Raw genomic sequence first — 22,326 nt, forward strand, 5'->3', positions numbered from 1 at the left:
GGCGTCAGCGCACGGGCAGCTTGATGGCTTGCGGGTTCTCGCGCACGTACTCGCGGATCACCTCGTCGAAGCTCTCGTTGGCGTGCAGGCCCAGCGCGTTGGCGCGCGCGGACTTCACGTGCCCGGGCCAGGTGCTCACCAGCTTCATGATGTCGGGATCGACCTGCCAGTCGAGCAGGCCGGTGGCCTCGGGGCCGGCGACGCGCTCCAGTGCCTGCGCCATCTCGCGCACGGTGCAGCGCAGCGCCGGCAGGTTCAGGCCCGTGAGCGGGCCCCACTCGGCATCGGTGGCTTCGGCGCAGCGGATCAGCGACGCGATCGTGCGCGACGGCGACAGGATCGGGTGTTCGGTCTCCGGCGGCACGGGCACTTGCGCGCGCACGCCGGCGAGCGGCTCGCGGATCATTCCCGAGAAGAAGCTGGAGGCGGCGCCATTCGGCCGCCCGGGCCGCACGCTGACCGTCATCAGCCGCACGGTGCGCGCGCGGATGAACCCCTTGCGCCCGTAGTCGGCCATCATGGCTTCGCCGATCGCCTTCTGCGAGCCGTAGCTCGATTGCGGCGTCGGCAGCGTGTCGTCCTCGATCGGGTCGGGCATCGCGAAGCCGGGGCGCTTGCCGAACACGGCGACGGAACTGGAGAACACGACGGTCGGCTTGGTGCCGAGCGCGCGGCAGGCCTCCAGCAGCGCGTGCGTGGCCGCGAAGTTGCTGCGCATGCCCAGGTCGAAGTCGGCTTCGCACTCACCACTGACGGCGGCGGCCAGGTGGAACACGACCGTCGTGCCCGCCGCCGGCACCTGCCTGCTCGCCAGCAGGTCGTTCAAGTCGCCGACGACCGCGGTGACACGCGGGTCGTTCTTCAGGTCATCGGGCGGCGCCACGCGATCCGTGAGCGTGAGCTTTTCGATGCGCTGGGCCGGGGCGCCGGCCACAGCCAGCGAGCCTTGTTGCAGGAGGGCGCGGGCGAGCCGCGCGCCCAGGAAGCCGCCGCCGCCGGTGATCAGGATGTTCATGCGGGCAGCATAGCGTCAGCCCAGCCCGGCGGCCCGTAGCAGCAACCCTGCCACCGCGCAGCCTGCGATCACCGGGATGACGCCGACCTTGAAGCGCAGCAAGGCGACCGACGCCGCGGCGACGATCAGCAGCGCGGGCACGTCGACCGGCCCGCCGGCGACCGGCTGCGCGACGTGCGCCAGGAAGAACAGCGCCAGCGTGGCGATCACGCCGACCACCGCCGCGGTGACACCCGTCAGCGGCGCCGTGAATCGCAACTGGCCATGCGTCGATTCCACCAGCGGGCCGCCGGCCAGGATCAAGACGAACGAGGGCAGGAAGGTGAACCAGGTCACCACGCAGGCCGCCAGGGCCCCGCCGGCGAAGAGCTGCGACGGGCCGAGCACCTCGCGCGTCCAGCCACCCATGAAGCCAACGAAGGCCACCACCATGATGAGTGGCCCTGGCGTCGTCTCCCCCAAGGCGAGGCCATCCATCATCTGGGCGCCGGTGAGCCAGTGGAAGTTCTCCACCGCGCCTTGGTACACGTACGGCAGCACCGCATACGCGCCGCCGAACCCGAGCAGCGCGGCCTTGGTGAAGAACCAGCCCATCTGCGCGAGCGTGCCGTCGCGGCCGTGCAGCGCCACCAGCGCGGCCATCGGCGCGATCCACAGCGCGGCGCCTGCCCCCGCCACGGCCGCAAGGCGCGAACGGCTGAACAAAGCGTGTCCAGGCGTCGGCGTGTCGTCGTCGATCACCGCCGGCGGATGCGGCGCCGAGGTGGCTGCGTGGGCGCCCGCGCCACCGAACTGGCCGGGCACCAGACGGCCGCCGAGCGCACCGACGCCGGCAGCGGCAAGGATCACCAGCGGAAACGGCACGCCGAGCCAGGCGATGGCGACGAACGCGAACAACGCGATCGCCCACAGCCACGGCACGCGGCGCGGGTCCTTCAGCGTGCGCCCGCCAATGCGCCACAAGGCCTGCAGGACGATCGCCGCGACGGCGGGCTTGATGCCGTAGAAGATCGCCGCGATCCAGGGCACTTGGCCATGCGCGGCGTAGACCCAGCTGAGCGCGATCAACAGCACGACCGACGGCAGCACGAACAGCGCGCCCGCGACGATGCCGCCCCACGTGCGGTGCAGCAGCCAGCCGATGTAGGTGGCCAGTTGCTGCGCCTCCGGACCGGGCAGCACCATGCAGTAGTTCAGCGCATGCAGGAAGCGCGATTCCGAGATCCAGCGCTTCTGCTCGACGAGCTCGCGATGCATGATCGCGATCTGCCCCGCGGGGCCGCCGAAGCTGATGCAGCCCAGGCGCAGCCAGAACCGCAGCGCCTCGCCGAAGGGGACGGGCGCCGGTCGCTCCATCAGCCGCGCTCGAACTTGAAGACGGCCGTGCCGGCGCGCAGGTTCGGCAGCACCCGCACTTCCTCGCCTTCCTGCAGGCCGAAGGCATCGAGGATCGCCAGCCGGTTGCGCGTGGCCAGCACCTCGAAGTCCTTGAACGTGCCGACGCGGATGTTCGGCGTGTCGTACCACTGGTAGGGCAGCCGCTTGGTCACCGGCATGCGCCCGCGCAGGATCGCCAGCCGGTTCGGCCAATGCGCGAAGTTGGGGAAGGCGACGATGCCCATCTTGCCCACGCGCGCCGTCTCGCGCAGCATGGTTTCGGCATTGCGCAGGTTCTGCAGCGTGTCGATCTGCAGCACGACGTCGAAGCTGCCGTTGGTGAACATCGACAGCCCCTCGTCCAGGTTCAGCTGGAGCACGTCGACGCCGCGCCTGGCGCACGCGAGCAGGTTGGCGTCGTCGATCTCGACGCCGTAGCCGGTGCAGCCGCGCTCGCGCCGAAGCAGGTCCATCAGGGCGCCGTCGCCGCAGCCGAGGTCGAGCACGCGCGAGCCCTCGGGCACGAGCCGCGCGATGGAGTCCATGGTGGCGCGATCGCTCACAGGAATACCTCCGCCCTGCGGGCTGCGGTGAAATGAGCCTTCGGAGCGGCCGTGCGGCTCATGCGGCGGCTCCCAGCTCGCCGGCAATGCGGGCGAACCACGCGCGCACCAGCGAGAGGTAGCGCGCGTCGTCGAGCAGGAACGCGTCGTGGCCGTGCGGCGCATCGATCTCCGCGTAGGTGACGGCGCGCTGGTTGTCCAGCAGCGCCTTGACGATCTCGCGGCTGCGCTTGGGCGAGAAGCGCCAGTCGGTGGTGAAGCTCACGAGCAGGAAGCGCGCGGTCGCCGCCGCCAGCGCCTTGGACAGGTTGCCCCCGAACGCCCGCGCCGGGTCGAAGTAGTCGAGGGCGCGCGTGATCAGCAGGTAGGTGTTGGCGTCGAAGTACTCGCTGAACTTGTCGCCCTGGTAGCGCAGGTAGCTCTCGATCTGGAACTCGATGTCCTGGGTCGTGTAGCGGATGTCCAGGCCTTCCCGCAGCTGCCTTCCGAACTTCTCGTTCATGACGTCGTCGGACAGGTAAGTGATGTGGCCGACCATGCGCGCGATGCGCAGCCCGCGCTTGGGCACGACGCCGTGCTGGTAGAAGTGGCCGCCGTGGAAGTCGGGGTCGGTGACGATCGCGCGCCGCGCGACCTCGTTGAAGGCGATGTTCTCGGCCGTGAGGTTCGGCGCGCTGGCGATCACGGCGGCGTGCCGCACGCGCTGCGGATGGCGCAGCGTCCACGACAGGGCCTGCATGCCGCCGAGGCTGCCGCCCATCACGGCGGCGAGCTGGTGGATGCCCAGCGCATCGAGCAGCCGCGCCTGCGCATCGACCCAGTCCTCGACCGTGACCACCGGGAAATCGGCGCCGTACACCTTGCCGGTGTCCGGGTTCACGTGCATCGGCCCGGTGGAACCGAAGCACGAGCCCAGGTTGTTGACGCCGATGACGAAGAAGCGATCGGTGTCCACGGGCTTGCCGGGGCCGATCATCGTGTCCCACCAGCCTTCCGAGCCGGGCTGGCCGGCGTAGGCGCCGGCGACGTGGTGCGACGCGTTGAGCGCGTGGCAGATCAGCACCGCGTTCGAGCGGTCGGCGTTGAGCGTGCCGTAGGTCTCGTAGGCGAGGTCGTAGTCGCGCACCGACGCGCCGCTCTGCAGCGGCAGCGGCGTGTCGAAATGCATGGCCTTCGGTTCGGCGATCAGCGTCATGGCAAAAGAAAGACCCGGCGTCGCTAAACACGAGGCCGGGTCATCGGGGCTTCGTCTTTAGCTGCATTTGGTAGAGCGCCCGCAAGCGGAAGCAAATCGGCGCTGTGGGGCAGTATATCAACCGGCCCCGAGCAGGGCCGCGACGCCGAGCACCACGAAGATGCCCGCGGACACCAGGTGCACGAGGCGGATCGGCACCCTGCGCACCAGCCGGTCGCCGAACCAGACCACCGGCGCGTTGGCCAGCATCATCCCGAGCGTCGTGCCCGCGACCACGGCAACCCACGCGTCGAAGCGCGCCGCGAGCATCACGGTGGCGACCTGGGTCTTGTCGCCCATCTCGGCCAGGAAAAAGGCGACGACGGTGGTCGCGAACACGCCCAGGTGCGTGGCGCTCGACGGCGCGTCGTCCTCGTCCAGCTTGTCGGGCACCAGCATCCAGGCCGCCATGACCAGGAACGAGCCGCCGAGGATCCACCGCATGACGCCGGGGCCGACGTATGCCGTGATCCAGGCGCCCAGCGCACCGGCCAGCGCGTGGTTGGCCAGCGTGGCCACGAGGATGCCCAGGACGATGGGCCAGGGACGGCGGAATTTCGCGGCGAGCAGCAGCGACAGCAACTGCGTCTTGTCGCCCATCTCGGCGAGCGCGACGAGGCCGGTGGAAACGAAAAAGGCTTGCATGGGATCTCCGGCCGGGCGTGGACGCACCAATGACTGCGCGGCCGCCCGGCCAGGAACACGGGGCTGCGCAGTCAAAGGTCTCGCCAAACCGGAGTCGCGGGCGCCATGGACGCGAGGTCCAAGTCTGTTGACGCCAGCCCCTGGGATGCAGGGAGGCTACTCCCCAATGACAGCGCGCATTCTAACCCGCGCACGACCTTCGCACTGTTGTGGCGCGGTTATTGCTTGGCTTCGGTGCGTGGCGGCCGAAGTTGGCGCGCTGCGCACCAAAACATCGCAGTCGATCCAATGAGGGTTCCATGGAAGCACTGAAACAGGGAGCGGATGCTTTGTTCATCCTGCTTGGCGGCATCATGGTGCTGGCGATGCACGCCGGCTTCGCGTTCCTCGAGCTGGGGACGGTGCGCAAGAAGAACCAGGTCAACGCGCTGGTCAAGATCCTGGCGGATTTCGCGGTGTCCACCGTCGCCTACTTCGCGGTCGGCTACGGCGTGGCGTACGGCACCAGCTTCTTCGTCGGCGCCGAGCAACTGGCGGCGAAGAACGGCTACGAGCTGGTGAAGTTCTTCTTTCTGCTCACGTTCGCGGCGGCCATCCCGGCCATCATCTCCGGCGGCATCGCCGAGCGCGCCCGCTTCGGCCCGCAGCTGGCGGCCACCGCGGTGCTCGTCGGCATCGTCTATCCGCTGTTCGAAGGCGTGGCCTGGAACCATGCGTTCGGCGTGCAGGACTGGATCAAGGCGGCGACCGGCGAGGAGTTCCACGACTTCGCCGGCTCCATCGTCGTGCATGCGGTGGGCGGCTGGCTGGCATTGCCGGCCGTGCTGCTGCTGGGCGCGCGCAGCAACCGCTACCGCAAGGACGGTGCCGTGTCCGCGCATCCGCCGTCCAACATCCCCTTCCTGGCACTTGGCGCGTGGATCCTCACGGTGGGCTGGTTCGGCTTCAACGTGATGAGCGCGCAGACCCTCGACAAGATCTCGGGCCTGGTCGCGGTCAACTCGCTGATGGCGATGGTGGGCGGCACGCTGGCGGCGCTGGCCTTCGGCCGCAACGACCCGGGCTTCGTCCACAACGGGCCGCTCGCCGGGCTGGTGGCGGTCTGCGCCGGCTCCGACCTCATGCATCCGGTCGGCGCGCTGGCGGTTGGCGCCGTGGCCGGCGCGGTGTTCGTCGCCATGTTCACGATCGCGCAGAACCGCTGGAAGATCGACGACGTGCTGGGCGTGTGGCCGCTGCACGGCCTGTGCGGGCTCTGGGGCGGCCTGGCCGCCGGCATCTTCGGCAGCAAGGCGCTCGGCGGCCTCGGCGGCGTGAGCTTCGGCGCGCAGGCACTCGGCTCGCTGCTGGGCGTGGCATGGGCGCTCGTGGGCGGCTTCATCGTCTACGGCACGATCAAGGCGATCAGCGGCCTGCGCCTGTCGCAGGAAGAGGAGCACGAAGGCGCGGACCTCGCGATCCACCGCATCGGCTCGACCCCCGAGCGCGAAGTGACCTGGTGAGCGCGGGCTTGCGCTCCGGTTGAGTCCGATACGATGCGGCGCAGGTCCAGGCCGCCGGTCCATGTCGTTCGAAACCGAAGTCGCGCAGCACCGCAGCTCCCTGCTGCGGTACGCCAGGCTGCAGCTGCGCAACGACGCCTGGGCCGAGGACTGCGTGTCCGAGACGCTGCTGGCGGCGCTCTCCAAGCCGCAGGCCTTCGGCCAGCGTTCGCAGCTGAAGACCTGGCTGGTCGGCATCCTCAAGCACAAGATCATCGACACGCTGCGCGCCCGCCAGCGCGAGGTGGCGCTCCCGGAGAGCGACGCCGACGGCAGCGAGGAGCTCGACGCCCTGATGTTCCAGGCCGACGGCCACTACGCCACGCCGCCCGCCGACTGGGGCGACCCCGAGCAGGCGCTCGGCTCGCGGCAGTTTTTCGAGGTGCTGGAAGCCTGCACCGAGAAGCTGCCGCCGGCGATGGCGCGGGTGTTCCTGATGCGCGAGTGGCTGGAGATGGACAGCGAGGACATCTGTAAGGAGCTGGCGCTCACCCCGACCAACCTGTACGTCCAACTGCACCGGGCCCGCCTGCGCCTGCGCGAGTGCCTTGAGCTCAACTGGTTCGCCGGATCGCCACGATGATTCCCCTGCGCCGCACGTGCAAGGAAGCCGCCGCCCTGCTGGTGGCGAGGGAAGACCGCGAGCTGGCGCTCGCCGACCGGGTGGCGTTGCGCCTGCACCTCGCCGTGTGCGAGGCGTGCCCGCGCTTCGGGCGGCAACTGGACCTCATGCGGCGCGCCTTCGGCCGCTGGCGCCACCAGGCGGGCGAGCAGGACCCCGGCCCATGACCCTACGGCCCAGCTTCGGGTCTTCGACAGCCCCCGGAGGGGCCACGTGTGGGGAGCATCCCCTTGCGTGCGCGTGGGATATCTGCTCCATAATGGCCTCGCGCGGCTCGCAAGGGTCCGTGCGGTGCGGTGAACAAGTCACCTTCGCTTCGCTTCTCTGACAGGCGTTTCCGGGACTCCATCGCTTTTTGGTTCTATGTTTTCTTGAGGAGTCCCAGTCATGGGCAACAAACTGTACGTGGGGAACCTGCCCTACAGCGTGCGTGACAGCGATCTGGAGCAGGCGTTCGGCCAATTCGGCGCCGTCACCAGCGCCAAGGTCATGATGGAACGCGACACCGGCCGCTCCAAGGGCTTCGGCTTCGTGGAGATGGGCAGCGATGCCGAGGCGCAAGCCGCCATCCAGGGCATGAACGGCCAGCCGCTCGGCGGCCGCAGCGTCGTCGTCAACGAAGCGCGTCCGATGGAGCAGCGTCCGCGCGGCTTCGGCGGCGGTGGTGGTGGTGGCGGCTACGGCGGCGGTGGCGGCGGCGGCGGCTACGGTGGTGGCGGCGGTGGCCGCGGCGGCTACGGCGGCGGCGGTGGCGACCGTGGTGGTTACGGCGGTGGCGGCGGCGGCGATCGCGGCGGCTACGGTGGCGGCGGCGGCGGTGACCGCGGCGGCTACGGTGGCCGTAGCGCCGGCGGCGGCAGCGACGGTGGCTTCCGCAGCCCGTACGGCTCCGGCCCCCGTGGTGGCAACCGCGGCGGCAGCGGCGGTGGCGGTGGCGGCGGCAGCTACTGATCGAGCCTGAGTTTCCGGTGGCGTGAAAGCGCCGCCAGCGATGCCCGCCAGGGTCACCTGGCGGGCATCGTCGTTTCTGGCGCCCTCAGGACGAAGCGGCCTGCCGGTGCTTGCGCGGGCGCCCGGCCAGCACGCGGTCGAACAGCGCGTTCGGCAGCAGGCGCAGCAGCTTGGCGACGACGCCCATCTGCCACGGGATCACGCGGTAGCTGCGGCCCGCCTCGATGGTGCGGAACGCGCGGTCGGCGAAGGCTTCGGCCGACATCAGGAACGGCATCGAATAGCGGTTCTCGCGCGTGAGCGGCGTGTCGACGTACCCCGGGCAGATCGTCACGACGCGCACGCCGCTGCTCCGCAGTTCGCCGCGCAGGCTCTCGCAGTAGCTGATGACGGCGGCCTTGCTCGAGCAATAGCCGCCGTGTCCGGGCAGCCCGCGAATGCCCGCGACGCTGCCGATGCCCACCAGCCGGCCCGAGCCACGCGCGGTCATCGGGCCCAGGAAGGGATGGAACGTCGCGGCCAGGCCGATGTTGTTGGTGGCGTAGATGCGCGCCAGCACGTCAAGGTCGTCGCGGATCGCCGTGTCGACGCCGATGCTGATGCCGGCGTTGGCGATCACGACGTCGGGCACGCCTTGCGTCTCGACGCAGCGCCGGCCCGCCGCCACGATGCTGTCGGTGACGGCCACGTCCGCTTCGTAGACCGCGTAGCGGTCCGCCGCGATGCCCTGCCGCTGCGCCCAGGCCTGGATCTCGCCCGTGCGGCGCGCCGCCAGCGCCAGCGACCAGCCGGCCTGGTGGAAGCGCCAAGCCAAGGCCTGCCCGATGCCGCTGGAGGCGCCGGTGATGAAGACGAGCTTGCGGTCCATGCGGGCCTCCCGCCCGGTCAGGGCTTGGCGCGATCGGGGACCAGCCTGCCGCGCACGCGGCCACCCAGCTGCATCACCCGGTCCAGGTTGTCGTAGTCCATCTGGTCCGCGGTGAAGACGTCGTTGCCGCGGATCAGCGTCACCGGCTTGTGCGACTTCACGCGCTCGGTGTTCATGTAGGCGTGCAGGAACTCGCCGCGGAATTCCATGCGCGGGATCGTCGTGCCCGGCACGGGCTCGCGCACCACCACTGCATTGCCCATCAGCTGCACCTCGGACGCATCCGCGTTGCTCAGGCCCCGGTTGGCGGTGGCCACCGTCACGGCGCCGCGCTCGTCGTACGAGCGAATGCGCGGCTGGTCGATCTCCATCGTGTCGGTGTCCGGGTAGTGGCGCGCCTCGGTCCCGTACACCTCGGTCTTGAGGCGCCCGTTGACGTCGAACGTGCGCACCTGGAAGCCGCGCATGAAGTAGTCCGGATCGTGCGTGACGGGACGCTGCGTGTCGCTGCCGCCCAGGAAGGTGGGCGTGTTGCGTGCCAGCCAATAGGTGCCCAGTGCCAGCAGGCCCATGAGGATCACCGGCAGGTAGATCGCCAGCCGGTCCCAGGTCGTGCGCGTCCAGCGCCACGCGCGCGACGCCGCCGCGGTCACCCGTGCGACTCCAGCAGCTCGGCGTAGCGGCCGCTGGCCACCAGCAGCAAGTCGCAGAACTCGCGCGCCGCGCCTTCGCCGCCGCGCAAGGTGGTGACGTACTGGGCGATGGCCTTCACTTCCGCGTGCGCATTGGCCGGCGCGGCGCTGAACGCGCAGCGGCGCAGCACCGGCAGGTCCGGCCAGTCGTCGCCGATGGCGGCGGCCCGCGACCAGTCCAGCCCCAGCTCGGACAGCGTGCGCTGCGCCGCCGGCGCCTTGTCCTCGGTGCCGTAGTGCACGTGCGTGATGCCCAGCGCGCCCAGGCGCGCGCGCAGCGGTTCCGAGTCGCGCCCGGTGATCACGGCCGGCGTGATCCCGGCGCGCTGCAGCAGCTTGAGCCCCAGGCCGTCGAGGATGTGGAAGCGCTTGAGCGACTCGCCCTGCGCGGACATGTACAGGCCGCCGTCGGTCAGCACGCCGTCGACGTCGAAGAACGCGACGCGCACGCCTTGGGCGGCGAGCAGCAGCTCGGGCGGGAAGGACAGGGCGGGTTGCACCACGGGCTCAGATCACCTTGGCGCGCATCAGGTCGTTGCTGTTGATCGCCCCGCACAGGCGACCCTCGGCGTCGACCACCAGCAGCCGCGTGATGCCGCGCTGGTCCATCAGCTCGGCGGCCTCGACGGCCAGCACGTCGTCGCGGATGGTGAGCGGATTGGCGTGCATCACCTCGCCGGCGCTCAGGCTGCGCAGGTCCGCGCCGCGCTCGATCAGCCGGCGCAGGTCGCCATCGGTGAAGATGCCCTTCAGCCGGTCGCCGCCATCGACGACCGCGGCGGCGCCGAACCCGGTGCGGCTCATCTCGCGCATCAGGTCCATGAAAGGGGTGGTGGTCGTCACGCGCGGCACCAGCTCGCCGGTGCGCATCACGTCCGACAGGTGCGTGAGCAGCTTGCGCCCGAGCGAGCCGCCCGGGTGCGAGCGCGCGAAGTCCTCGCTGCGGAAGCCCCGCGCATCGAGCAGGGCGACGGCCAGCGCGTCGCCCAGCGCCAGTTGCGCGGTGGTGCTCGCCGTCGGCGCCAGGTTCAGCGGGCAGGCTTCCTTGTCCACGCCGCTGTCGAGAACGATGTCGGCGTGGCGGCCCAGGGTGGACTGCGGGTTGCCGGTCATGGCGATCAGCGGCGCGCCCAGGCGCTTGATCACCGGCAGCAGCGAGGTGACCTCGTCGACCTCGCCGCTGTTGGAGATGGCCAGCACTAGGTCGACCGGCTTGATCATCCCGAGGTCGCCGTGGCTGGCCTCGGCCGGGTGCACGAACATCGCCGGCGTGCCGGTGGACGCCAGCGTGGCCGCCGTCTTGCGGGCGATGTGGCCGCTCTTGCCGATGCCCATCACGACCACGCGGCCGCGCACCGCCAGGATGGTGTCGACCGCGCGGGCGAACGCCGGGCCGATGCGCTTTTTCAGCCCCAGCACCGCGGCGGCCTCGATGTCGATGGTCTCCTGCGCGAGGCGCAGGGCCTGGTCGGGGTCGAAGGGCATGGAGGGGATTTTAGGTGCCGTTAGCATCGGCCCATGGGCTCGCTCGATCTCACGCTGGTGTATCTCCTTGCTGCAGTGATCGGCGTGGTCGTTTTCCGCTCCCTCAAGCTGCCCCCGATGCTGGGCTACCTGACGGTGGGCGTGCTGATCGGGCCGAATGCGCTCGCGCTGGCCGAGGACGCCGCGGCGGCACGCTACGTCGGCGAGTTCGGCGTCGTGTTCCTGATGTTCGTCATCGGGCTGGAATTCAACCTGTCCAAGCTGCGCGCGATGCGCGCGCACGTGTTCGGCCTCGGGCTGGCGCAGGTGGTGCTGACCATCGCGATCGGCACGGTGGGCAGCCTGGCCTTGAGCGCCCTGCTGCCGCGGACCTGGCACATGTCATGGCAGACCGCGCTGGCGCTGTCGGGGGCGCTGGCCATGAGCAGCACGGCGATCGTGGTCAAGATGGCCGCCGACCGGATGGAGCTGGAGTCCGAGCACGGCAAGCGCGTGCTGGGCGTGCTGCTGTTCCAGGACTTGGCCGTGGTGCCGCTGCTGGTGCTGATCCCGGCCCTGGGCAGCAAGCCCGAGGTGATGTTCGAGGCACTCGGCTACGCCACGCTGAAGGCGGCGGTGCTGATCACCATCCTGCTGGTGGGCGGTCATGGCGTCATGCGGTGGTGGCTCACGATCGTGGCTCGCCGCAAGAGCGAGGAACTGTTCATCCTCAACCTGCTGCTCATCACGCTGGGCCTTGCCTGGCTCACGGAGCATGCGGGGCTGTCGCTGGCGCTGGGCGCGTTCATCGCCGGCATGCTGATCTCGGAGACCGAATACAAGCACCAGGTGGAGACCGACATCCGGCCGTTCCACGACGTGCTGCTGGGCCTGTTCTTCATCAGCATCGGGATGATGCTGGACTGGCGCGCGGTCGCCGACCGCTGGGGCCTGGTGCTGGTGATGCTGGTGGTGCCGGTGGTGTTCAAGCTGGTGCTGGTCGCGCTGCTGGCCTGGCGCCTCGGCGGCACGCACGGCGTGGCGCTGCGCACGGGCCTGTACCTGGCGCAGGCCGGCGAGTTCGGCTTCGTGCTCCTGTCGCTGGCGCAGCAGAGCCAGCTGGTGCCGCCGTCGCTGCTCAACCCCATCCTCGCCAGCATGGTGCTGTCGATGCTGGCGACGCCCTTCATCATCATGTACTCCAACCGGATCGTGATGAAGCTGGTCGCCAACGAGTGGCTGCTGCAGTCGCTGCAGATGACGACCATCGCGCGCAAGTCGATCAACGCCAACCGGCACGTGATCATCTGCGGCTACGGGCGCTGCGGCCAGAACATGGCGCGCGTGCTGGAGCGCGAGAACATTCCCTACATCGCCCTCGACCTCGATCCGGACCGGGTGCGCCAGGCGGCCGCCGCGGGCGACTCGGTCGTGTTCGGCGACGCCGCGCGGCTGCAGGCGCTGATGGCGGCCGGCCTGGCGCGGGCCAGCGCTGTCGTGATCACGTACCTGGACGTGCCCGGCGCGCTGAAGGTGCTGGCCAACACGCGCGCGCATGCGCCGCAGGTGCCGGTGATCGTGCGCACGCAGGACGACTTCGACCTCGAGCGCCTGCAGGAAGCCGGCGCCACCGAGGTCGTGCCCGAAGCGCTGGAGGGTTCGCTGATGCTGGCCAGCCACGCACTGGCGCTGGTGGGCGTGCCGATGCGGCGCGTGATCCGGCTGGTGCAGGACCAGCGCGACGCCCGCTACAACCTGCTGCGCGGCTACTTCCATGGCGCCGACGACGAGGGCCGCGACGAGCGCCACGCCGAGCGGCTGTCGACGCTGACGCTGCCGGGCGACGCGCGCGCCGTCGGCGGCACGCTTGGGCAGTGCGGGCTGCCGGGGCTCGACGTGCGGGTGGTGAGCTTGCGGCGGCCGGACGGCAAGCCGGCCGCGCCGCAGGACGACACGCAGCTGCAGGATGGCGACACGCTGGTGCTCTCGGGCCGGCCCGAGGCGCTGGCGCTGGCCGAGCAGCGGCTGCTCGCTGGTTAGTTCAGCTCGCCGTACTGCGTGCTGCTGAGCGAACGCGGGCGCGTCGGCTCGTCGTGCATCTCGGTGTTCTCGAAGCCGGTGAGCAGCGTGTAGCTCTGCTCCGCGGCCGGGCGGTGCATGCCCTTGGTGAGCGCGTTGCGGAACGCCGCAAGCTCCTGCTGGTTGATCGGCTCGAACGGTTCGTCGGCGCGGGCGGGTGCAGGGCTGGCGGGCGCCACCTTGGCGGTGACCGGCGCCACGCGCTCCTGCAGCACCGGCGGTTGCGCCACCGGGTGCTGGCGCCAGTAGACCGCCTGCACCAGGATCTCGTGGCGCGCCCTGGCCGCCTGGCCGATCAGCGCCTCGATCTCCTGCAGGCGATGGACCGGCTCCTCCTTCGCGGCAGCGAGGTCGACCATCACCAGGAACTGCCGCCCCCAACCGTCGAGCGACAGCACCTTGAACCTGTAGGTCGACGACAGCACGCCGGCGCGCGTCATGCATTCGCGCACCACCGTGTAGAGCAGCTCACGCCGCGCCATGCGCTCGCCGCGGCGCGCGCTGACTGGCGCCGCATCGCTGCGCGACGAAGGCGCATCGGCGCGCGAGTGGCCCGAGCTCGGCTCGGTCGCTTCGGTCGGCGACTTCCCGCCCGAGAACCAGTTCAACAACGACATAGGTGCTTCGTCCCTGCATTCGCCCCGCGCACGGCCGAGGCACGAAGCCAGTCTACGCGCGGGATTTCGCGGGGGTTCGTGCGCGGCGCGCCGCGCATCCGGCGCGGTGTGCCGCCCGTCCGCCGGCTCTTGCGCGCAGAAATACTTCGCGACGCAGCGCTACTTGCCGATACAGAAGCTCGAGAAGATGACACCGAGCAGGTCATCCGCATCGAACGCGCCGGTGATCTCGTTCAGCGCGTTCTGCGCGAGGCGCAACTCTTCGGCCAACAGGTCGAGCGCGAGAGAACCTTCGTGCAGGTGCGCGACCGCTTCCATCAGGTGGCCGTCGACGCGGCGCAGCGCCTGCAGGTGGCGTTCACGCGCGATGTAGACGCCCTCAGGCGCAGCCTGCCAGCCCGCGAGCTCGAGCAGGCGCGCGCGCAGCGCCTGCAAGCCGTCGCCGGTCTTCGCGGACAGGCGCACCTCGCCGTCTTGCACCGATGCAGTCGCGGCATCGGCCTTGTTCCACACCGACAGCACCGGCACCGCTTCGGGCACGTGGTCGGCAAGTTGCTGCAGCAACTGGCGATCGCCGTCCTCGTACGCGGCATCGCCGGCACGCGTCAGGTCATGCAGGAACAGCACGGCATCCGCCCCCGCGATCTGTGCCCAGGCACGCTCGATGCCGATCTTCTCGACCGGGTCGTCGCTCTCGCGCAGCCCCGCGGTGTCGACGACGTGCAGCGGCACGCCTTCGATCTGGATCGTCTGGCTCACCACGTCGCGCGTGGTGCCCGGGATCGGCGTGACGATCGCCAGCTCGGCGCCGGCCAGCGCGTTGAGCAGCGAGCTCTTGCCTGCGTTCGGCTGCCCGGCGATCACCACCTTGATGCCTTCGCGCAGCAGCGCGCCTTGTCGCGCTCGGCGCAGCACCGCCGCCAACATCTCCTGCAGCCTGTCCAGCTGGCCTTGCGCGTCGGCCTTGCGCAGGAAGTCGATCTCTTCCTCCGGAAAGTCGAGCGTGGCTTCGACCAGCATGCGCAGGTGGATCAGCGCGTCGCGCAGCTGGCCGATCTCGCGCGAGAACTCACCGGCGAGCGACCGGCTCGCGCTGCGCGCCGCCGCTTCGGTGCTGGCGTCGATCAGGTCCGCGACCGCTTCGGCTTGCGCCAGGTCGAGCTTGTCGTTGAGGAACGCACGCTGCGTGAACTCGCCCGGCTCGGCGACGCGCAGCTGCATGGCGCGTCCCGCTTCCAGGCACCGCGCCAGCAGCAGTTGCAGCACCACCGGGCCACCGTGTGCCTGCAGCTCCAGCACGTCCTCCCCGGTGTACGAGTGCGGCGCCGGGAAGTGGATCGCGAGACCGTGGTCGATCGGCGCGCCGTCGGCGGCGCGGAAAGGCAGGTAGGTCGCTTCACGCGGCCGCAGCGCCTTGCCGCAGACCGCGTCGATCACCGCCTGCACGCTGCGGCCCGACACGCGCACGATGCCGACCGCCCCGCGCCCGGGCGCGGTGGCGATGGCGGCGATCGGGTCGGAGGCACGCGGCAGCATGCCCCGATGCTAGCGGGCCGCGCCCGTCAGGCGGCTTCGAGCTCTTCCTGCGGCTGGCCGGCGCGATTGCGCGCCAGCCGCGCATCGACCAGGCGCACGGTCTGGTCGATGGCGGCGTGGCGCAACCCGAACTGCTGCGCCAGGCGCTGCACCAGGCTGTCGACGCGTTCGATGTGCTCGGCGCCGCCGAACAGCGCACGCGCGGCCGACGACGGCTTCTTCAGCGACGCCGCGGCGTTGGCGTACTTCTCGAAGGGCACCAGGTCCTCGGGCTGCGCGCCCAGACGCATGCACAGGTTGCCGACCCACTGGTAGATCTCGCGCGAGCGCTCCAGGTCGCCGTGCACCGCCTGCTGGATCGGCACCATGCCGTCGTCTTCGATGCAGCGGTAGTTGCCCGTCATCAGCATCGGCCACTTCGCCAGCGGCACGAACACCGAGTCGTGCACCTTCAGCTTGACGGGGATCTCCTCGCCTTCGAAGCGTGCCTGCTCGATGTCACGTTCCAGGCGGCGCAGCAGTTGCGTCGCCGCCTCGGTGCCGAAGCGCGCGGCCTTGAAGTTGGTCGGCAGGCCGACCTGCAGCACGTTCTTGGGTTCGTCGGCCGGACGGAAGGCCTGCGGGTCGGGCGAGGCCAGCGACACCAGCTTGGGATCGAAGCCGGACCAGACGGCCGGCTCGGTGAAGCACGCCTGCAGCGATTCGACGTTCACGCCCGGCAGGCGGAACAGGTAGGGCAGCGGCGGCATGTTCATGATCGCCAGCGCCGGCACGCGCGCCTTGGCGATGCGCGCCATCAGCTGGCGCACGCCGTCCTGGCCGTACTGGCTCTCCTGCATGCCCAGCACGACGAGGTCGTAGCGGGCCGGGTCGGCCTGGTCCGGGGTGCAGGCGTCCAGCGAGCCGGGCAGGGACCGCGAAGCGATCGAGACCGCCGGCTTGTCCTTGCGCGGGAACCGCACGACGGTGCCCTCGCCGTTGATCAGGTCCGCGGTCGAGCGGGTGCAGACCAGCGTGACGCGGTGGCCGGCCATCAACAGCTTGGTGGCCAGCAGGGAGCCGTAGGAGGCGCCCAGGATGAGGATGCGCGTTGCCATTTCTTCAAGACTCCTGCCCCGGACAACGGAGCGACTGGATTCATTATGTGAAGCCGCAGCTCATAAATTTCACAGCGGAAATTTCACTGAGTGAATTTCACAAAGGCCGCTAGGATCGGGTGATGGCCACCCACCTGCGCAACAGCCACCTGCTGGGCAGCAAGCTGCGAAGCCTGCGCAAGACGCATGGGCTGACGCTGGAAGAGCTGTCGGCGCGCTGCATCCAGATCGATGCGGCACGGGCCCCGTCCGTGTCGTACCTGAGCATGATCGAAAGCGGCAAGCGTGTGCCGTCGGGTGACCTGGTCGGGCTACTGGCGAGCGTCTTCCAGCGCGACCCGCACTGGTTCCTGGACGCCAGCGAGCCCCCGCCGGCGCCGCCGTCGCAGGAACGCCCCACGGCGACCGCGACCGTGCCGTTCGAGCCGGCTTTCCTGTTTTCCAAGGAGCTGCTGCAGGCCGCGATCCCCGAACTGCTGGCCCAGACCGGCACCACCGGCCGGCAGTTCGCGCACCTCTTGATCCGCTCGCACCAGGAGATGTCGCGCAACGACTTCCCCGACCTGGAGCGTGCGGCCGAGCAGGTGGGTGAACGCCGGTTCCCGCTCGGCGTGGACGACCTGCAGAAGCTGTGCAAGCACCACGGCCTGCAGCTCAAGTGGTACGACCAGCCACCGATCCTCGCCATGGACGGCGAGCATGAGTTGCGCAGCGTGCTGCGCTCGTTCTACGACTCACCGTCGACGGTCTACGTCAACCGCGAGCTGCAGAAGCATCCGGCGCGGTTGAAGTTCGACCTCGCCTCACACCTCGCGCACAAGGTGCTGCACGGCGGCGACGGCCTGAAGTCAGCGCACGCCACGGGCGGCCAACTCGGCGACAGCCCCAAGGGTCCGGCCGGCCTGAGCCCGCAGGACGTTCTGCATGCGTGGCGCGACTTCGAATGCAGCTTCTTCGCCGGCGCGCTCCTGGCGCCGAAGGTGCCGTTCCGGCGCTTCCTCACGCGGGAGTCGCATCGCGTGGAAGCGGGCGAGAAGATCGAGCTGGCGCCGGCGATGATGATGCGGCGCATGACGAAGGTGTCGCCGTACCCGCACTGGCACTTCTTCGACGCCTACCCTCCCGGCTTCCTGCGCGCGGTCTACCGAGGCAACGGCATCCCGCTGCCCTGGGGCAACATGGCCCAGGTCTCCGATCCGTGCCCGCACTGGGCGGTGTTCCGCATGCTGCATCGCACGCGCGGCAATGACCGCGGCTCGCAGATTTCGGTGCTGCGCGAAGGCGACCGCTTTCTCCTGTACTGCTGCCATTCGCGGCGCACCGAGGACATGGCGGGCAATCCGCACGTGCTGTCGGTCGGCGTCGACCTCGCGCCGGCGCTGCAGTCGCACACCGGCGACGCGCAGGCGATCGTCGATTCGATCGCCTATGCGTGCCTCACGCACGGCGGCGAAGCGCGCATCCCGGAAGACGCGGCCGCCGCGATCCGGGGCGCGGCGGGCGTGCTGAACATCGCGTGGATCCCCGACGCGCTCGAGCGGCCGGCGCGCATCATCTGCCCGCGCAGCAGCCACTGCCCGCGGCAGGAGCCGTGCGACGGGCGCATGTCCGGCGCGCGCGAGATCACCGACCTGCGGCAGGAGATCATCCGGAAGGTGAAGAAGGCGAAGTGAATCCGTCGTCCCCGCGGCGGCGGGGACCCATCGCTTCCATGGCGATGCAGAAGGCGGAAGCGGTGGATTCCCGCCTTCGCGGGAGTGACGAGACAAGGGCCGCATTCGCGGCCCTTGTCTTACTTCGATTCAGCCTTGCCGAACTTCGGCAAGTTGAACTGCGGTGGCACGCCCATGCGGTAGTTGATCAGCCACTGCTGCGCGATCGACAGCACGTTGTTCGTGATCCAGTACAGCACCAGGCCGGCCGGGAAGAAGAAGAACATGACCGAGAACGCCAGCGGCATGATCCACATCATCTTGGCCTGCATCGGGTCCGGCGGCGCGGGGTTCAGCGCGGTCTGCAGCAGCGTCGTGAGCGTCATCACGAACGGCAGGATGAAGTAGGGGTCCGGCGCGGCCAGGTCGCGGATCCAGCCGATCCACGGCGCGTTGCGCATCTCCACGGTGGACAGCAGCACCCAGTACAGCGCGATGAACACCGGGATCTGCACCACGATCGGCAGGCAGCCGCCCAGCGGGTTGACCTTCTCCTCCTTGTAGATGCGCATCATCTCCTGCTGCATCTGCTGGGGGTTGTCCTTGTAGCGCTCGCGCAGCTGCATCACGCGCGGGTTGATGGCCTTCATCCTGGCCATCGACTCGTAGCCCTTGGCCTGCAGCCAGTAGAAGGCGATCTTGATGATCAGCACCAGCACCATGATCGACCAGCCCCAGTTGCCGATCACGCCGTGGATCTTGTCCAGCAGCCAGTAGAGCGGCTTGGCGATGATGTAGAAGTGGCCGTAGTCCTTGACGCGGTCCAGCTCGGGGCCGACCGCGGCGAGCGTCTTTTCTTCCTGCGGGCCGGAGAACAGCGTCGCGTCCACCGCCTTGCTGGCGCCGGGCGCCACGCCGTCCAGCGGGGCGATCATGCCCACCGCGTACAGGTGCGGCGACAGCGCGGGCTGCTGCACGTTGGGCACGGTGGTGACGAACAGGTCGCGCTGGACACCCTGCGGCAGGATCCACGCGGTGGTGAAGTAGTGCTGCACCATCGCCACCCAGCCGAGCGACGACGTCTTCTGGATCTCGGCCTTGTTCTTCTCGATGTCCTCGAACTTCACCGTGTGGTACTTGCCCTCTTCGGTGTAGACCGCCGGGCCGGTGAAGGTGGAATAGAAGCTCGAGCCGCTGGACGCGTCCTTGGCGTCGCGCAGGATCTGGAAGTACACGCGCGGCGACACCGGCGCCCCGCTGGTGTTGACCACCTCGTGCTTGACGCCCACGTCGTAGTGGCCGCGCTTGAGCGTGTAGGTCTTGACCAGCTTGACGCCGTTTTTCTCCGGCGATTCGAAGCGCACGTTCAGCTCGTTGGCGCCGTCCTTCAGCTGGCGGTCGCCACTGGGGGTCATCACCGTCGTGTGGTTCGGGAAGTCGCCGCCGGTCAGGCCCGACTGCACGATGTACACGCGCTCGGGCGAGTCCTGCAGCAGCACGAAGGTGCTGGTGACCTTGTCCGACGACGAATCGGCGGCGATCTTGAGCAGTTCGTTGCGCACCAGCGTGCCGCCTTCGGTGCTGAAGGTCAGGCGCATCAGGTCGGTGTCGACGGTGAAGCGCTCGGCGGGCTTGCTGACGGGCGTGGCCGTGGCCGGACCACCGGGCACGGCGGCTGCAGTCGACGTCGCGGTGCCGGTCGAAGACGCCGGCGCCTGCGAGCCACTGGCGGCGCCTTGCGGGCCGCTGGCCGCGGTGACCGCCGGCTTGGTGCCCAGGCCGAACATCGGCGGGCGACCGTTGTGGATCTGCCATTGGTCCCACAGCAGGACCATCGAGAAGCCGAAGATCACCCAGAGGATGGAGCGGCGGATGTCGTTCATGAAGGTTCTTTGGTCGAGGCGCGGGCCTCGAAGCGGGTGAACAGGGCGGGCTTGGCGTGCGGCACGGGGTCGTGCCCGCCTGCGCACCAGGGATGGCAGCGCGCGATGCGCGCCAGCGTGAGGTAGCTGCCCCAGCCCGCGCCGTGGCGCTCGAGGGCTTCGAGCGAGTACGCGGAACAGGTGGGCGTGAAGCGGCATGCCGACCCCAGCCACGGGGACAGCACCAGGCGATAGCCCTTGACCAGGCCGATGAGCGCCGCGCGGATCACGCCTTGGCCCCTTCGAACAGCTGCTGCAGTTCGGCGCGCACGGCGCGCTTGAGCGGCACCGACGTGGCGCTCGGGAACAGGGCCTTGTCGAAGCCGGCACGCAGCCGCACCACGTGCACGGCGGCGGGCAGGCGGGCTTCGAAATCCAGGCTCACGGCGTCGATCTGGCGTTTGATGGCGTTGCGGGTGACGGCCCGCCGGGCCCAGCGCTTGGGGACGATGGTGCCCATCCAAGCTTCCGAACGGACAGCAAACAGGGCCTGGGATCGCTTGGATCCAGGCCCTGTCTCGGCGGCGGGTTCCGGCGTCGGGGGAAACGGCAGCCGGTGCAGCGCGAAGTGCGCGGTGCGGCTGACGGTGCGCCCATTGGCTAGGACGGCCTCGAACTGCGCCCGGGTCTTCAGCCGCTGCAACGACGGCCCCAGGGCAAGCTCAGGGCGATCGGGACGCGCGGCCTCAGACGGCCAGGCGCTTGCGGCCCTTGGCGCGGCGGGCGTTGATGACGGCGCGGCCGCCACGGGTCTTCATGCGGACCAGGAAGCCGTGGGTGCGGGCGCGGCGCACTTTGGAGGGTTGGTAGGTGCGTTTCATGTTCTGTGCTTTCCGGTGAACCCGCGATTATCCCCGATTCCGCAAACCCCAGCAAGAAAGCACCCCCGCGTCAAGCCAAGGAAGCATGGCCCGGCCATGCGGAAAACCCGGTGTGGATAAGGCCTTGAGAACCTACAATGGGAGGCTTCCGCAAACGACAACTATCCACAAGGCGGCCACTAGATGAGTGAGGGGTTCAGCGACAGCCTGGCAGCAGGCGGCGCTCTCAATGCGGGCGGCAGCCTGTGGCAGGCCTGCATCGACCAGCTGGCCCAGGAACTGCCCGAACAGCAGTTCAACACCTGGATCAAGCCGCTGGCGGCCAGGGTCTCGGACGATTTTTCCAAGGTCACCCTGATGGTGGCCAACCGCTTCAAGCTCGACTGGATCCGGGCCCAGTACGCCGGCCGCATCGCGGCCACGCTGGAGAAGATCTACGGCCAGCCCGTGCAGCTTGAGTTGGCGCTCGCTCAGCGCGAAAGCCCCGCCAAGACTTACGCCACGCCGTCGTCGTCGGAGATCCCGCCGGCCGCCGAGCCGGCCGACATCGCCGAGGACCACGCCGATCCCAGCGCCGGCGGCTTCAAGACCCGGCTCAACACGGCGCTGACGTTCGACACCCTGGTGGAGGGCACGGCCAACCGCATGGCGCGGGCCGCGGCCATGCACGTGGCCACCTCGTCGGGGGTGATGTACAACCCCTTGTTCATCTACGGCGGCGTCGGCCTGGGCAAGACCCACCTGATGCACGCGGTGGGCAACAAGCTGCTGGCCGACAACCCGGCCGCCAAAGTTCTCTACATCCACGCCGAGCAGTTCGTCAGCGATGTGGTCAAGGCGTACCAGCGCAAGACCTTCGACGAGTTCAAGAACAAGTACCACAGCCTGGACCTGCTGCTCATCGACGACGTGCAGTTCTTCGCCAACAAGGACCGCACGCAGGAGGAGTTCTTCAACGCCTTCGAGGCCCTGCTGGCCAGGAAGAGCCACATCGTGATGACGTCGGACACCTACCCCAAGGGGCTGGCCGACATCCACGAGCGCCTGGTTTCGCGCTTCGACTCCGGCCTGACGGTGGCCATCGAGCCGCCGGAGCTGGAGATGCGCGTGGCCATCCTGATCAACAAGGCCCGCAGCGAAAGCGCCGAGATGCCCGAGGAGGTCGCCTTCTTCGTGGCCAAGAACGTGCGCTCCAACGTGCGCGAGCTCGAAGGCGCGTTGCGCAAGATCCTGGCGTACAGCCGCTTCAACCAGAAGGACATCTCCATCCAGCTCGCCCGCGAGGCGCTGCGCGACCTGCTGTCCATCCAGAACCGGCAGATCAGCGTGGAGAACATCCAGAAGACGGTGGCCGACTACTACAAGATCAAGGTCGCCGACATGTATTCCAAGAAGCGGCCGGCCTCCATCGCGCGCCCGCGCCAGATCGCCATGTACCTGGCCAAGGAGCTCACGCAAAAGAGCCTGCCGGAGATCGGCGAGCTGTTCGGCGGCCGCGACCACACCACCGTGCTGCACGCCGTGCGCAAGATCGCCGGCGAGCGCCAGACGGTGTCCGAGTTGAACCAGCAGCTGCACGTGCTGGAACAGACGCTGAAGGGGTGAGGGTGGATCGCCGCACCCGAAGGGA

General features: G+C 69.3%; 23 protein-coding genes and 1 riboswitch. Of the genes, 7 read left to right on the forward strand and 16 right to left on the reverse strand.

The window, feature by feature from the left end:
* Nucleotides 1-4: 4 nt before the first annotated feature.
* The 5 genes from denD to I8E28_RS01890 form a co-directional block, all read right to left on the reverse strand.
* A complete protein-coding gene (denD, locus tag I8E28_RS01870; protein ID WP_200786152.1) occupies nt 5-1,015 on the reverse strand; it encodes a D-erythronate dehydrogenase in 1,011 nt (336 codons plus the stop codon).
* A gap of 15 nt (nt 1,016-1,030) precedes the next feature.
* Nucleotides 1,031-2,371: a chromate efflux transporter gene (gene chrA / locus I8E28_RS01875; RefSeq protein WP_200786153.1), complete on the reverse strand. Its 1,341-nt coding sequence runs from the start codon at nt 2,369-2,371 to the stop codon at nt 1,031-1,033.
* A complete protein-coding gene (gene metW / locus I8E28_RS01880; protein WP_200786154.1) occupies nt 2,371-2,955 on the reverse strand; it encodes a methionine biosynthesis protein MetW in 585 nt (194 codons plus the stop codon). The genes chrA and metW overlap by 1 nt, the downstream gene beginning before the upstream one ends.
* Before the next feature lie 58 nt (nt 2,956-3,013).
* On the reverse strand, nt 3,014-4,150 hold the full coding sequence (metX, locus tag I8E28_RS01885) for a homoserine O-succinyltransferase MetX (protein ID WP_200786155.1): 1,137 nt from the start codon (nt 4,148-4,150) through the stop codon (nt 3,014-3,016).
* Between the two features lie 117 nt (nt 4,151-4,267).
* Nucleotides 4,268-4,834 carry a TMEM165/GDT1 family protein gene (locus I8E28_RS01890; RefSeq protein ID WP_200786156.1) on the reverse strand — a complete coding sequence of 189 codons (567 nt, stop codon included), beginning with the start codon at nt 4,832-4,834 and terminating at the stop codon, nt 4,268-4,270.
* Between the two features lie 2 nt (nt 4,835-4,836).
* A riboswitch (yybP-ykoY riboswitch) is annotated at nt 4,837-5,011 on the reverse strand.
* A 122-nt stretch (nt 5,012-5,133) separates the two neighbouring features.
* Here I8E28_RS01890 and I8E28_RS01895 point away from each other — a divergent pair.
* The 4 genes from I8E28_RS01895 to I8E28_RS01910 all read left to right on the forward strand — a co-directional run bounded on the left by I8E28_RS01895 (nt 5,134) and on the right by I8E28_RS01910 (nt 7,948).
* The gene (locus I8E28_RS01895; protein ID WP_200786157.1) at nt 5,134-6,336 is read left to right on the forward strand and encodes an ammonium transporter; all 1,203 of its coding nucleotides are present in this window, start codon (nt 5,134-5,136) and stop codon (nt 6,334-6,336) included.
* 61 nt (nt 6,337-6,397) lie between these two features.
* A complete protein-coding gene (locus I8E28_RS01900; RefSeq protein ID WP_200786158.1) occupies nt 6,398-6,958 on the forward strand; it encodes a sigma-70 family RNA polymerase sigma factor in 561 nt (186 codons plus the stop codon).
* Nucleotides 6,955-7,164 carry a zf-HC2 domain-containing protein gene (locus I8E28_RS01905; protein WP_200786159.1) on the forward strand — a complete coding sequence of 70 codons (210 nt, stop codon included), beginning with the start codon at nt 6,955-6,957 and terminating at the stop codon, nt 7,162-7,164. The genes I8E28_RS01900 and I8E28_RS01905 overlap by 4 nt, the downstream gene beginning before the upstream one ends.
* 220 nt (nt 7,165-7,384) lie before the next feature.
* The gene (locus tag I8E28_RS01910; protein ID WP_200786160.1) at nt 7,385-7,948 is read left to right on the forward strand and encodes an RNA recognition motif domain-containing protein; all 564 of its coding nucleotides are present in this window, start codon (nt 7,385-7,387) and stop codon (nt 7,946-7,948) included.
* A gap of 85 nt (nt 7,949-8,033) precedes the next feature.
* Here I8E28_RS01910 and I8E28_RS01915 read toward each other — a convergent pair whose 3' ends face one another.
* From I8E28_RS01915 to I8E28_RS01930, 4 genes are all read right to left on the reverse strand, one after another.
* Nucleotides 8,034-8,816 carry an SDR family oxidoreductase gene (locus tag I8E28_RS01915; protein ID WP_200786161.1) on the reverse strand — a complete coding sequence of 261 codons (783 nt, stop codon included), beginning with the start codon at nt 8,814-8,816 and terminating at the stop codon, nt 8,034-8,036.
* A gap of 17 nt (nt 8,817-8,833) precedes the next feature.
* Entirely contained in the window at nt 8,834-9,388 is a 555-nt protein-coding gene (gene lptC, locus I8E28_RS01920; RefSeq protein WP_200790204.1) for an LPS export ABC transporter periplasmic protein LptC, read from the reverse strand.
* A gap of 77 nt (nt 9,389-9,465) precedes the next feature.
* Complete coding sequence (locus tag I8E28_RS01925; protein WP_200786162.1) at nt 9,466-10,011, reverse strand: HAD hydrolase family protein; 546 nt, start codon at nt 10,009-10,011, stop codon at nt 9,466-9,468.
* A gap of 4 nt (nt 10,012-10,015) precedes the next feature.
* The gene (locus I8E28_RS01930; protein ID WP_420850199.1) at nt 10,016-10,993 is read right to left on the reverse strand and encodes a KpsF/GutQ family sugar-phosphate isomerase; all 978 of its coding nucleotides are present in this window, start codon (nt 10,991-10,993) and stop codon (nt 10,016-10,018) included.
* Nucleotides 10,994-11,026: 33 nt separating this feature from the next.
* Between I8E28_RS01930 and I8E28_RS01935 the strand changes: the two genes are divergently transcribed.
* Nucleotides 11,027-13,012: a monovalent cation:proton antiporter family protein gene (locus tag I8E28_RS01935; protein ID WP_200786164.1), complete on the forward strand. Its 1,986-nt coding sequence runs from the start codon at nt 11,027-11,029 to the stop codon at nt 13,010-13,012.
* Here the strand turns inward: I8E28_RS01935 and I8E28_RS01940 are convergent.
* The 3 genes from I8E28_RS01940 to I8E28_RS01950 all read right to left on the reverse strand — a co-directional run bounded on the left by I8E28_RS01940 (nt 13,009) and on the right by I8E28_RS01950 (nt 16,301).
* Nucleotides 13,009-13,668, reverse strand: a complete 660-nt coding sequence (locus tag I8E28_RS01940) for a hypothetical protein (protein ID WP_200786165.1) — start codon at nt 13,666-13,668, stop codon at nt 13,009-13,011. The genes I8E28_RS01935 and I8E28_RS01940 overlap by 4 nt on opposite strands.
* A 159-nt stretch (nt 13,669-13,827) precedes the next feature.
* On the reverse strand, nt 13,828-15,204 hold the full coding sequence (gene mnmE / locus I8E28_RS01945) for a tRNA uridine-5-carboxymethylaminomethyl(34) synthesis GTPase MnmE (protein WP_200786166.1): 1,377 nt from the start codon (nt 15,202-15,204) through the stop codon (nt 13,828-13,830).
* A gap of 26 nt (nt 15,205-15,230) precedes the next feature.
* The gene (locus I8E28_RS01950) at nt 15,231-16,301 is read right to left on the reverse strand and encodes a ketopantoate reductase family protein (RefSeq protein WP_200786167.1); all 1,071 of its coding nucleotides are present in this window, start codon (nt 16,299-16,301) and stop codon (nt 15,231-15,233) included.
* A 122-nt stretch (nt 16,302-16,423) separates the two neighbouring features.
* Here I8E28_RS01950 and I8E28_RS01955 point away from each other — a divergent pair, with 122 nt between their 5' ends.
* The gene (locus tag I8E28_RS01955; RefSeq protein ID WP_200786168.1) at nt 16,424-17,974 is read left to right on the forward strand and encodes a DUF3612 domain-containing protein; all 1,551 of its coding nucleotides are present in this window, start codon (nt 16,424-16,426) and stop codon (nt 17,972-17,974) included.
* A gap of 119 nt (nt 17,975-18,093) precedes the next feature.
* Here the strand turns inward: I8E28_RS01955 and yidC are convergent, their stop codons facing one another.
* From yidC to rpmH, 4 genes are read right to left on the reverse strand one after another with little or no spacing between them, the layout of a single operon-like run.
* The gene (yidC, locus tag I8E28_RS01960) at nt 18,094-19,836 is read right to left on the reverse strand and encodes a membrane protein insertase YidC (protein ID WP_200786169.1); all 1,743 of its coding nucleotides are present in this window, start codon (nt 19,834-19,836) and stop codon (nt 18,094-18,096) included.
* The gene (yidD, locus tag I8E28_RS01965) at nt 19,833-20,105 is read right to left on the reverse strand and encodes a membrane protein insertion efficiency factor YidD (protein ID WP_200786170.1); all 273 of its coding nucleotides are present in this window, start codon (nt 20,103-20,105) and stop codon (nt 19,833-19,835) included. The genes yidC and yidD overlap by 4 nt, the downstream gene beginning before the upstream one ends.
* Nucleotides 20,102-20,518, reverse strand: coding sequence for a ribonuclease P protein component (locus I8E28_RS01970; protein WP_200786171.1), 417 nt, complete (start codon nt 20,516-20,518; stop codon nt 20,102-20,104). Before I8E28_RS01970 ends, yidD begins: the two co-directional genes overlap by 4 nt.
* A 43-nt stretch (nt 20,519-20,561) precedes the next feature.
* Entirely contained in the window at nt 20,562-20,696 is a 135-nt protein-coding gene (rpmH, locus tag I8E28_RS01975; RefSeq protein ID WP_027101598.1) for a 50S ribosomal protein L34, read from the reverse strand.
* Between the two features lie 183 nt (nt 20,697-20,879).
* On the opposite strand from rpmH, the gene dnaA reads away from it, so the two are divergent.
* A complete protein-coding gene (gene dnaA / locus I8E28_RS01980) occupies nt 20,880-22,301 on the forward strand; it encodes a chromosomal replication initiator protein DnaA (protein WP_200786172.1) in 1,422 nt (473 codons plus the stop codon).
* Nucleotides 22,302-22,326 lie beyond the last annotated feature (25 nt).

This window comes from Ramlibacter algicola, from assembly GCF_016641735.1.
In the GTDB taxonomy this organism is placed as follows: domain Bacteria; phylum Pseudomonadota; class Gammaproteobacteria; order Burkholderiales; family Burkholderiaceae_C; genus Ramlibacter; species Ramlibacter algicola.